Origin of the sequence: Natronospira sp., assembly GCF_007134575.1 — a bacterium.
Classification (GTDB): Bacteria; Pseudomonadota; Gammaproteobacteria; order Natronospirales; family Natronospiraceae; genus Natronospira; species Natronospira elongata.
In genome coordinates this window covers 1-10,613 of sequence record NZ_SLKM01000238.1, presented here as the reverse complement: position 1 = coordinate 10,613, position 10,613 = coordinate 1, and the positions used below count along the sequence as shown (strand labels likewise).

General features: G+C 57.3%; 9 protein-coding genes. 4 read left to right on the top strand and 5 right to left on the bottom strand.

Features of this window, described 5'->3' with window-relative positions:
• Positions 1–177 precede the first annotated feature (177 nt).
• The 3 genes from gspL to ACJWXQ_RS09425 are packed head-to-tail and all read left to right on the top strand — an operon-like array spanning position 178 to position 2,716.
• Positions 178–1,455 carry a type II secretion system protein GspL gene (gspL, locus tag ACJWXQ_RS09435; RefSeq protein WP_406672680.1) on the top strand — a complete coding sequence of 426 codons (1,278 nt, stop codon included), beginning with the start codon at positions 178–180 and terminating at the stop codon, positions 1,453–1,455.
• Positions 1,456–1,457: 2 nt separating this feature from the next.
• Positions 1,458–1,958 carry a type II secretion system protein GspM gene (gene gspM, locus ACJWXQ_RS09430; protein WP_406672679.1) on the top strand — a complete coding sequence of 167 codons (501 nt, stop codon included), beginning with the start codon at positions 1,458–1,460 and terminating at the stop codon, positions 1,956–1,958.
• Positions 1,955–2,716, top strand: a complete 762-nt coding sequence (locus ACJWXQ_RS09425) for a type II secretion system protein N (RefSeq protein ID WP_406672678.1) — start codon at positions 1,955–1,957, stop codon at positions 2,714–2,716. The genes gspM and ACJWXQ_RS09425 overlap by 4 nt, the downstream gene beginning before the upstream one ends.
• 6 nt (positions 2,717–2,722) lie before the next feature.
• Here the strand turns inward: ACJWXQ_RS09425 and ACJWXQ_RS09420 are convergent, their stop codons facing one another.
• The 4 genes from ACJWXQ_RS09420 to ACJWXQ_RS09405 all read right to left on the bottom strand — a co-directional run bounded on the left by ACJWXQ_RS09420 (position 2,723) and on the right by ACJWXQ_RS09405 (position 8,271).
• Positions 2,723–3,541 (bottom strand): hypothetical protein, encoded by an 819-nt coding sequence (locus ACJWXQ_RS09420; protein ID WP_406672677.1) that lies wholly within the window; start codon positions 3,539–3,541, stop codon positions 2,723–2,725.
• 135 nt (positions 3,542–3,676) lie between these two features.
• Positions 3,677–4,189 carry an alpha/beta fold hydrolase gene (locus tag ACJWXQ_RS09415; protein ID WP_346053323.1) on the bottom strand — a complete coding sequence of 171 codons (513 nt, stop codon included), beginning with the start codon at positions 4,187–4,189 and terminating at the stop codon, positions 3,677–3,679.
• Positions 4,186–7,833: a diguanylate cyclase gene (locus ACJWXQ_RS09410; protein WP_406672676.1), complete on the bottom strand. Its 3,648-nt coding sequence runs from the start codon at positions 7,831–7,833 to the stop codon at positions 4,186–4,188. Before ACJWXQ_RS09410 ends, ACJWXQ_RS09415 begins: the two co-directional genes overlap by 4 nt.
• Before the next feature lie 168 nt (positions 7,834–8,001).
• Complete coding sequence (locus ACJWXQ_RS09405; RefSeq protein ID WP_406672675.1) at positions 8,002–8,271, bottom strand: late competence development ComFB family protein; 270 nt, start codon at positions 8,269–8,271, stop codon at positions 8,002–8,004.
• Between the two features lie 206 nt (positions 8,272–8,477).
• On the opposite strand from ACJWXQ_RS09405, the gene ACJWXQ_RS09400 reads away from it, so the two are divergent.
• Positions 8,478–9,677 carry an EAL and HDOD domain-containing protein gene (locus tag ACJWXQ_RS09400; RefSeq protein WP_406672674.1) on the top strand — a complete coding sequence of 400 codons (1,200 nt, stop codon included), beginning with the start codon at positions 8,478–8,480 and terminating at the stop codon, positions 9,675–9,677.
• An 11-nt stretch (positions 9,678–9,688) separates the two neighbouring features.
• Here ACJWXQ_RS09400 and ACJWXQ_RS09395 read toward each other — a convergent pair whose 3' ends face one another.
• Positions 9,689–10,510 carry a GGDEF domain-containing protein gene (locus ACJWXQ_RS09395; RefSeq protein ID WP_406672673.1) on the bottom strand — a complete coding sequence of 274 codons (822 nt, stop codon included), beginning with the start codon at positions 10,508–10,510 and terminating at the stop codon, positions 9,689–9,691.
• Positions 10,511–10,613: the final 103 nt, after the last annotated feature.

Here is a 10,613-nt window from a genome sequence, read left to right as displayed (position 1 = left end):
CGGGATGGATTGGCCGTGCATGTGGTCAGTTCCTACTTCTGGCTGGTGGCAAGGGCCGATATTGGAACCACCTCCCCCACCATGTACAGTTTGCTGTTTCAGGATGAGAGTGGTGCCGTGGCATCAGTCTATCGAAGTTTTGGATCCGAATGAGCCGCTTGTCGGCAGGTAACTGGAATGACTGAAACCCTGGTAATACGTTTTTCCGATCCCGCGGATGAGCGGGTCGAAAGTTTCCTGATTGATGGCCAGGGCCAACGCCTGGGCACGCCAACCGTCCAGAACCTGGCCGATTGCGCCGAGATGGCCGAGGGCCGCCGGGTGATTGCCCTGCTGCCGGGCGAGAGCGTGACGCTGCTGGATGCGCACATTCCCACCCGCAAATACCAGCGAATGCTGCAGGCCGCGCCCTGGGTGCTGGAAGATCAACTGGCCCAGAATGTGGAGCGCCTGCACTTTGCCATTGGACCCCGCCAGGAAGATGACCGGGTCCGGGTCGCCGTGGCCGCCCATGAATGCATGCAGGCCTTGACCGAACGCTGCCAGAAAGCCGGTTTGCTGCTTGCCGGTATCCTGCCGGATTTTCTCGCCCTGCCCCGAAACGAAAACGAATGGACCCTGCTGATTGATGGCGAGCGGGTGCTGCTGCGAAGCGCTGACTGCGATGGCTTCAGCATCGACCGCAGCCTGACGCTGGAACTCATGGACAGCCTCTTGCCCGCCGAGGATGAGGAATCCCTGGGGCTTGATGACGGCGACGTCGATGAAGGTCAATCCGCGCCGGAGAAGCTGGTGTTGCTGCGCCCGGAGCAGGATCAGGCATTTGCCGAAGCCCTGGAAAGCCGATTCGGTGACCGGCTCGCCATTGACGACCGCCCCAGTGGTGAGCGGCCGCTGGATGGTCTCGTCCCCGTGGCCCCTTCCCGGCTGCCGATTGATCTGGCCCAGGCCGAATACAAGATGCAGCGCGAGCAGGATCAATGGTGGTACCCCTGGCGGCCGGTCGTGGGTGTGGCCGCGGCCTGGGTATTGGTGATGGCGATCAGCGAGGGGCTGCATATCCACCAGGTGGCCAATGAAGTGCAGGCTCTGGACGAGCAAGTGGAGTCCGTGTTCCGTGAAGCCCTGCCGGATGCAGAACGCTTCGTACAGCCACGCCTGCGCATGGAACAACGCTTGAATGCCCTGCGGGGTGGCGGCGTGGAAGGCGACTTCCTCCCCACCCTGGCAGCCATGGGGGAAGGCATGAGTGAGCTGCAGAACGGCAGTCTGCGTGGCCTGAGTTATCGCCCTGGCGTGCTTGATATCAATATTCGGGTGTCCGAGGCCTCCGCCCTGGATGCCTTTCGCGATGCCATTGCCGCCAGTGACCGCTATGAGGCCACCATTCAGTCCGCCAACACCCGCGATGATCATGTGGACGGCCGCCTGCAAGTCCGCCTGAGGGGGAATTAAGGATGTTTGATTCATTGCGTGACTGGTTTGAAGGACTTGAACAGCGTGAGCGCTGGATGGTTACAGTGTGCGCCGTCCTGGTGTCAGTCAGCGGGATTTACCTGTTGCTGGTGGAACCCTACCTGGATCATCGTCAGGATCTCATGAAGCAAGCCGAGGAACAGCGAGAGCTGCTGGCCTGGATGCAAGGCGCCGCGGCCGAAATCCAGGGCCTGGAGCGTGCCGGACGCCAGACCACGGCCGGCAGTGGACAGAGCCTGTTCGGCATCGTGGACAGCACATCCAAGGAGGCAGAGCTCGGCCGGGCCGTGCGCCAGATCACTCCTGATGGAGATCACTCCGTGCGAGTACGGATGGAGTCGGCACGCTTCGACTACACCCTGAAATGGTTGCAGGCGCTGGAGTCCGAGCACGGTATCGAAGTCACCCGAGTAACCTTTGATCAGACCAATCAGTCCGGTCGCGTCAACGTTGCCCTGACACTGGAACGGGAGGGAGCATGAAGCGAGGCCTACTCTTCTCCCTTGTGGGTATCGGTGCATTCCTGTTCTTTCTGATCGCGAAAACACCGGCGTCATTGATTCCCACCCTGGCCCCGGAGCACGAGCAACTCAGCCTTCAAGCCACCAGCGGGACAATCTGGAACGGTCGTATCGGCCAGATTCAGGCAGGTCCCATGCGCCTTGGGCCGGCTGAATGGAATCTGCGTGCCTCCCGTCTCCTCCTGGGCCGGCTCGATGCCGATATAAACCTTGAGATTGAGCGTGGCAATGTAGACGCCCGCATCGTCATGCGCCCAGGTGGTCGCATTGAGATTCCGGAAGCAACCGGGCTCAGTATTCCCCTGGCCCCCTTTGCGCCCGTATTCAATCAAGCAGCCGACAGCATCCATGGGGAAGCCGGCTTCCAGGCCCGCGATCTAGTCCTTCTGGGCGATACCCTGCAGCAGGGTGAAGTGGACCTGAGAGTCTTCGATCTGGTCCTCAACCTCATGGGGCGTCATGAGTTGGGGAACTTCACCGGTCATGCCAATGGTCAGTCCGCTGAATTCGAAGTGAACTTCTCGGACGTCGGTGACGACGGGCCTTTCAGGGTTCAGGGCAATATCGACTATCGGGCGGAAGAAAGGCGTTATGAGCTAGAGGCCAGAATCGGGGCGAGAGAGCATGCGCCGGCGAACCTGGCCGGCGCCCTACAGTATCTTGGAGAGCAGGATGAGGACGGTCTCTATCCGGTTCGCTTTGGCGGCCGGGTATTCTGACCCGGATCACATGAAATATTCATCGGGCCAGTCCTTGGTATTGGCCCCCACTGCCTTGCCGGCGGCAACCCGCTGGCGGTGACGCAATGACATGCGGTTTTCCGGCCACCAGCGTTTCACCGACTCGCGATACTCAGCCGCCAGATTACGCAAGGAATTATAGAGCGAGTCACTGTAGGCTACCTTGACCAACTTGCCGGCATAGCGAATCGAACCGGTCACGGTTCGCACACCCATCACTCGCCGAATGATGCCCATGTGGAGGGTCAGGCGGAAAAGGTCAGAGTCATGGACCTTGCCGGAATAGGGCCGACTGAGCAGTAAAGCGACATGGTAGGACTTGCTGGCACCCTTCCGGAGGAAAACAGCGTGAGGCACCGCCATGAGGTCGTCGGCGCGAAACTGGCGTCCCGTGTTACCCATGATAGACGCGGCAATCAGGCGATGCTGATCGGGATCCAACTCGAAGCGCTCGCAGAGTTCTCGCTTGCGATGCAAGCCACCGCGCTTCAAGCCCCACCAGATACCCCCTACAAGCATTGCCAGTCCCGCTACCATCAAGCCAAGCGTGGCCAGATCGTCCACTCCCAAAACCTGAATGTCGGTAAGCGCGATAAAGTCGTGCAGGGCAATCAGCGCTATCAAGGCGCCGGCAAGTGCCAAGCCGAATAACACCCGTCGCAGGAAATCTGTTTTCACAGTGCGATCATCATCGTTGGCCCCGGCACTGCCGCGACCTTCGACCTGCCCTCGCAAATTACAGTAGCGAACCGGGTTGTCCGCATACATTGCGAGCTGTTTGGCGCCAACATCCCTCGTCGCCACTACTTAAACCCCCCTTGTCACACCCTGAGTCAATGAAAAGTCACTAGATCTCTGGGATTTGACACCCGAAAACAACAACTTATCAGTTCTAGTTAAAGTGGATTTTCTCTACAGAACCACAGCAGGGGGTTCCTGTCAATGCGGAGACGACTCAATGGCGCCCAAGGTATCCAGACAATTGGCGAAAAATCCTCCCAGCTCACCAAAGGTCGCGCCCAATCGATGACCATCCGGGACCAACAGTAGGCGGTGGCCAACCGAGCGATCCAGGCTCTGCTTGGGAGGCACCACATCATCGTCCCAACCGTGAATAATCCAGGTTGGGACGCCATCCGGAATCATGGCCGAGGGGTGCTCAGGCATCTCAAACGCCGGTGCCATCAGGAACAGCCCTACTGGTGGGTGCTGATTCGCCGCTCGACAGGACACCCACCCTCCCATACTTGAGCCAACCAATAATCGGGCACGGGAGTCTTCTTCCAGGAGACGGCAAAGTTGCGCCTCCCGTTCCCGGCCATCCCGGGTGTGAGAGTAGTCAGGACTTTCCACTGTCAAACCACGATTAGTGGCAATATCAGCCAACAGGCGAATTTTGCTGCCCCATGGGCCACTTTCCATCCCATGGGCGAAATAGACGACTTCAATCACTCCACGCTCCCGCTCGCGTCATCGTCCTTTGTGGCTATCACCACCTGGTTCCGGCCACCTCTCTTGGTCTGATAGAGCGCCCGATCCGCCCGGCGAATCATATCCTGCAGACTGTTCTCACCAGACTTGCGTATCGTCATGCCGATACTGACGCTCAAGTCCCCTTCCAGAACATGATCAGAAAAGGCAGTTTGGGTTACCCGCTCCCGGATTCGATTGGCGACTTCCACGGCCTTGTCTCGGGTTGTTTCCGGCAGGACGGCCATGAATTCCTCACCGCCAAACCGCCCGACCAGATCAGAGCGGCGGGTTTCGTCGGTCAACAGCCGTGCAAAGCGCTTGAGGCAGAGATCTCCCTCGTCATGGCCATAACGGTCGTTGATCGTCTTGAAATGATCAATATCAATCATCAACAAAGCCATTCCATGACTGTATCGCTCGGCTCTTGCCAGCTCTTCCAGGGCAAGTGTCTCGATATGGCGACGATTAAATAACCCCGTCAGGCCATCCGTGGTTGCAAGCTCCTCTACCCTCGCGAATAGATTGGCCTTCTCCAGAGCAACCATGGCCTGGGTCCCCACAACAGACAACAACTCTCGTTCCTGATGATTGAAGGCAGGACCTTGTCTCCCCAGGGCCAGGAATCCATACCGGGCACCACTGACCCGCAAAGGCACGAGAACCGCACTGGAGTCGCCAGGCCGTGGATAGGCGAGCATTATCAACTCACCTTCTTCTAGCAGTTCAACCCGGCCACTCTGCTTTGCACGGTCGACAGCCGCACTCAAGCGGGTTGGAAGTTTGCTGAGCGATTTAATCGCTTGCTCATTGCCACGTTCCCCATTCAGGTCGTAATGCTCACCGTTGTCCGTGAACAGGACCATCGCCTCCACGTCAACCAGGTCCACGAGGTTCTCAGGCAAGCGGTCCAGTACCCGTTCGGGGTCGACAGATGCCGCGAGCCGGGCGGTTACCCGTTGAAGACGCTCGGACAATTCCCTTCGCTCCCTTTCACGGTCGATCAACCGCTCCCGAGCCAGGCGGCGGAGATAAAGTCGAAATAGAAAAGCGGTAACAAGAAAAGCCAGGATAAAGTATCCGACTATAGCCAGAGGTTGCCACCACGGGGCTGCTTCTACCCGTAACCGCAAGCTTTCGCCCTCCTCGTTCCAGACACCAAGACTGTTGGCCGCCTTTACCTGCAATGTGTAATGCCCAGGCGGGAGATTCGTATAAATGGCTTGATTGAACCGGGCCGCATCACGCCAGTCTTCATCAAAGCCATCAAGGCGATACTGAAAACGGTTCTTTCGGGGGTTGCGAAAGTCCAGGGCGCTAAAATCAACGGTGATGAAATTATCGTAATGAGGAACGGTGATCTGCGTATCCGAACCCAACAAAAGGTCATCTATCAAACGATCGCCAACCTGAACCGCCGTGATCGAAACTGGAGGGGGTGGCGAGCGCATCTCCATTTTCTCAGGCCGAAATACGTTGATCCCGTTCAAGCCACCAAATGCCAGACGTCCATCTTCCAGCTTCGCGACAACGCCGCCATTGAACTCATTGCTTTGCAAGCCATCACTGACATCGAAGCTGATAAACTCCTTACTCAACGGGTCAAGCCGAGTCAGACCCTGGGCGGTGCTCACCCAGACGTAGCCACTGGAATCCAGGGCAACGGCGTAGACGGAATCGCTTGGCATGCCATCGCCCTGGCTGTAACGTCGCCATTCGCCGGCATCCAGGTTCACCCAATAAAGACCGGTCTGAGAGCCCAGCCAGACGCTTCCGTCTTCAGCTTGATCAAAACCAAACACCCCACCATGTCGCAAGGATATATGTTCAGCCTCTCCACTACGATCATCACCAGCAATGAGATAACGGGGTCGATCCGCAGCCAGGTCATAGAGCAACAGGCCATGTTCCCCCGATATCCACAAATCGCTGTCATTCCTTAGCCAGATTGCATGGATATAGCCAAGGCGAAGTTCTTCTGCATCTAGCAGGACCTCCCAACGTTCGTTGTCGGAAAAACGAGCGGCAATGGATTCTTCCCAGGCAATCAGAAGATTACCGTAGCTATCGACAGTGATACTTGGTATCGGCGCCGCATAGTCCTGATCCAAGGCCTCAGCTACATTGACGGGAGCCAGCTTCATCCCGTCTTCCGCATCGGGATCATCCTGTCCGTACCAAAGACCGGATAGTGTGGCCACCCAAAGCCAGCCCTTTGAAGCAGTGCGAACACCGCTAATATGGGAGGCTTGAAGAGAGCGGGTTTCTTCATCACTGCGCCCGTGGAAGCGCCTAACCTGGCTCGCCTCTTCGGTGTCGGGCCAGTTCATTACCGCCAGGCCCTCCTGGGTTCCCACCCAGAGCTTGTCGCCCTTGTTCTCTATCGCCCAAACCACCGGATGAGGCAGGCTGTCTTCCTTGATCGGGTGATGCCCGAACTGGCCAAAACGCAAGGCCTGAGGATTGAGCCGCTGTGCCCCATGTGATTCGGTACCAATCCACAGTAGACCACTATGGTCCACCATGGCTGTCATCAGGTTATCTTCGGCAAGTCCTCGTGGCATGGACGGATCTCCCCGGAATTGCATCAAGCTTTCCTGATCCGGGTCGTAGCGCCACAGGCCACTGGAGAAAGTCGCAAACCAAAGATACCCCTCGGGATCCTGGTCAATCGCCCAGATGGCCGTATCCAGGGCGGCTTGGCCCAGTGGATGATCCTCACCGAACTGCTCTACCCTGCCCCCAGAGGAAACTCGGAACACGCTACCGGCTCCGCCAGCCCAGAGATTGCCCTGCCGATCAACGTTGAGAGCGGAAACAAAAAAGCCGCTGGGCACAGAATCCCCGATGGTAGTCTTTTCCCACGGTACAAACTCCATGTCGTCATTCAGGCGCACCAGGCCATCGGCGGTTCCGAATACGATGTCGCCGTGAACATCCTCAGTAACAGCCACAAAGGGCGCGGCAATGGGTCGACGGCCATCCACGATTTCCGCCATAGGGACTTCGGGCGCCAAAACCCGAAACTCATTTTGATCTACCGCTCGGTACAGAGCGCCGTCCTGGGTGGCGGCCCAGACATCACCGCGATCATTTACGTGAATCGCCCAGATCAGACCGTGCGTGTCGGGCTCCGCGCCCCGAACCCGGATTCTCTCCATGCGGCCACTGGCTTGATCCAGCCGATGAATACCGCCAGCCATGGTACCCACCCAGATGCTGCCATCCGGCCCTTCGGCCAAAGAAATAACGAAATTGTCCGCCAGAGAATCAGGCTCTGCCGGATCATGACGGAACGTCCGAAACTCTTGACCGTCGTAGCGCTGTAGTCCCGCTTCCGTACCTAGCCAGATAAAACCACGACTGTCCTGCAACAGACTGCCGACGGTGTTTTGGCCGAGGCCATCTTCAATGGTGAGACTCTCGAAACGCACGAAGCCCGTGTTGGCGTGAAGAGCCGAAAACCAGACGCAAAACAAACACCCAAGCACAACAAGGAGCGTGAGTTTCAGAACACGCTCGCCGCCAGCGTCTCCAGCAGCTGCTTGCTGCCCAGGAACCTGGCAATCCATATCAGTCGCTAAATTCATCTTTAACTTTCCAGGAAGCCCCCAAGAAGATCCCATGGGCAGCAATTCAACAGGCGGCCTTAACAGGATTGTTCAGGATAATCCCGACCTGAGACCAGCTACCTCCCCCCGCCTCCAATGATAGGGGGCTTGGCCTGCCAATGACAGCTCTCCAGACCTCCCCGTCGCCGCTTGGGCTATTTTGCCCAAATCAAAGCACGGGGATCATTGCCGATGGCGCGGACGGGCCTGGACCTGGGCAATGGCCTGATCAACTGCCGTGGCAACCTGCTGTTCCATCTGGGCGTATTCCTCGTCACTCAAATGGGAGCCAAGATCCACGGTATGGCGGACATAACGGGGTGGGAGCCGGTTCAGGGCCAGGCAGGCCACGTCCTCCAGATAGCCCTGCGCCGGTCGATCGCTTCGTCGCTCCATCTGCTTCCAGAGATAATCCTTGACCAATTGCTCGTAGTAATTGCCGATTTCAAACATGCACACCTCCCAGCAAGACATGCTTCGGGCAGATATAAGCTGACATTAGGCCCATTTATCCCAACAATATGACACACTCGTCCCAACTGCCAGCCATGGTGCTGCATTTTCCATGCCGTCGTCATATACTCGCCTCATGATCTGCCCGTTCTCAGGGATGACTCTACGGCCGGGCATTCAACGGCACGGCTTGCAGGGAGCCATGCATGGAAAACGTGTTTATCGCGAGGCAACCCATATTCCGCAAGAATCTCTCGCTGCATGGGTATGAGTTGCTGTTCCGATCAGGCATCACCGAGACCGCTCAGGTAAACGACGGTGACAGTGCCACTTCGGAAGTCATAATGAGCACCTTTACCGTGTTCGGCCTTCAGGACCTGGTGGGAGACTCAACGGCCTTCATCAATCTGACCCGACGCTTCCTTGTGGAATCCGGCCCGCTGCCCCTTCCCTCTGATCGCACCGTCATAGAAATCCTCGAAGACGTCTCCGTTGATGATGAACTCCTTGCCGCGGTCCAGCGCTTGAAGAAGCAGGGATACACCCTCGCACTGGATGACTATAACTATTCCCGGGAGACTGAGCCCCTGCTCGAGCTTGTGGATATAGTCAAGCTGGAAATGCCAGTTCTCCTGGGTGATGGTGCAGAGGATTTAATCAAGAAGTTTCGGAGTTATGAGCTCACTATCCTGGCCGAGAAGATCGAGGACCGCCCTCAACTAGAGCACTGTCGCTCTCTGGGCTGTGACCTGTATCAGGGCTTTTTCCTCAGCCGACCCGACATATCCAGCGATACCACTCTGTCCACAGAGCGGCTCGCCATCATTGAGCTTCTCTCCAAGATCCACGATCCGGACGCAGAAATCCCTGAGCTGGAAGCAGTCATAAGCCGAGACCTCTCGTTAAGTTACAAGCTCTTGCGTTACATCAACTCCGCCTATTACCAGCGCAGTTTTGAAATAAGGTCTGTACGGCAAGCCATTATGATGCTCGGTATGAAGGAGCTAAGGCGCTGGGCGTCCATTGTCTCTCTGTGTAATGCAACGGATAAGCCAGAGGAACTCGTCAAATTATTGCTCGTTCGGGCCAAAATGGCCGAACTTCTGGCGCATGATTTATCTCCCGAGTTGGCTGACGCATGCTTCATGGCCGGCCTGTTTTCCGGCTTGGATGCTCTACTGGATCGTCCCATGGAGGAAATTCTTACCCGACTTCCCCTGGCTGAGGATATAAAAAAAGCATTGATCGAGGGCGTCGGCCCAACCGGCGAGATTCTCAATAATGTATTGGCTTATGAAGTGGCGGACCCGAGTGGCCTGCATTTACCCAAGCTAACGGCGGAAGAAGTCCGCCAGCATTATCTATCTGCTTTGCAATGGCAGCAAAGCCAAAACCAGATGATCTGATCAGAGGCGCCCTAGGCGGCTGAAACGCCATCTCGACCTGCTTTCTTGACCCGATACATTGCCTGGTCCGCGCGACTCACCATTCGCTCAATGCTGTCCGTCCCGGCCATTTCGCTCAAACCAATGCTCACCATGGGAGCTGCCGGAATTTTCGACAATAGACGGCGAATGCGTGCCGCGACCATGCGCCCCCCCTCCAGGTCGGTCTCGGGGAGCAATACCATGAATTCGTCACCACCCCAGCGGGCGACCTGGTCAGAGCCGCGCACGGAAGCAGTCAGAACGTCCGCCAAGCTGCGCAGGGAGCGGTCCCCTGCCCCGTGCCCCATCTGATCATTGATGTCCTTGAGATGATCCACGTCAATCATCAAAACGCTCAAGGGTAGCTGGTTCCGCCGTGCACGTCCTGCCTCTTCGGCGAGCCGGACCTCCAGACCATGGCGATTGAGCACCCCGGTTAGGGGGTCAATCATTGCCCGCCGTTCCGCCTCGTGCAGTGCCAGCAATCGTGCTGCAGAGGCAATCAGCAGGGGCGCCATTTGGCGAATACTCTGCCCCGCCTCCGAATGCTCATCGCCGAAAACCCGCAGACGCCCAAGGGAACGTCCCGCATGCAGGAGGTCTCCATCAACGAGGATGCCCCCACCATCTCCATGGGACCAGTTCCCCAATGGGCCCGCTTGCAGCGAAACACCGCTGATCCCGGCATATTTCTGCCTGGCAAGACAGGGTTCGATTTGCTTGATCAGCCCGGAGGGGGATTCCGCCGCCGCCATCATGTGAAGCAGGTGGCTAGCCGGCTGATTCAGACTGTCAACGCACGGATTATTCATTATTGCTTGCTCCCGGTGGCGAGCTGGTCTCTGTCGTGACTTTGTCAAAATTAAGAAGCAAGCAATGTGCCAGAATCGTAACCCTATGAAATAAAGGTCTTTT